Raw genomic sequence first — 577 nt, 5'->3', positions numbered from 1 at the left:
ACTCTGCTCGGGCTGAAATGGGAGGACGTAGACTTTAGTTTGAACCTGATCTATCTCCGCAAAGAAATCATGAAGGGCGGCAAGTGCGCTGTAGTTCCCATAAACGAAGCCGCGACCCTAGAATTGAAATCGTGGCGAAAATTTACCGGAGCATGCGGCGGATATATTTTTGCAGACGACCTCGGCGGCAAAAGAGCGGATACGGCGCACGCCTTTAAGCGCCTAATAGACAGGGCCGGTATCAAAAATTTTACATGGCACTGCCTGCGGCACGATTTCGCAAGCCAGCTGGCCATAGCTGGCGTGCCGCTGCACATAATCCAAAGGCTGCTCTGCCATTCTTCAATCGCAATGACAGAAAGGTACGCGCATTTATCGCAAAAATCTCTTGAAGACGCCGTGAGGGCGCTCAATGAAATTTAAAAATTTCACCTGTTACACAGGCAATACACTTTTTTACTCCTCCAATCAAAAACTTTCTGCTATCAACGCGGCGCGGCGCATTCAAAGGTGCACAGCCCGCAACACGTTATGAAGTCGCGTCAGTAGTAGCCCGCGCCCTCGTAACCATCGACGC

Annotated in this window: 1 protein-coding gene; it reads left to right on the top strand. The window is 50.6% G+C overall.

What is annotated here, in order from left to right:
* A partial coding sequence (locus tag RRY12_13390) for a site-specific integrase (protein ID MEG2185665.1) occupies positions 1 to 423 on the top strand: 423 nt, incomplete at its 5' end.
* Between the last annotated feature and the right edge of the window lie 154 nt (positions 424 to 577).

This window comes from Cloacibacillus sp. (assembly GCA_036655895.1).
Taxonomy (GTDB): Bacteria; Synergistota; Synergistia; order Synergistales; family Synergistaceae; genus JAVVPF01.
Note: the sequence above shows the minus strand (reverse complement) of the source record. Positions and strands in the feature narration are given on the sequence as shown.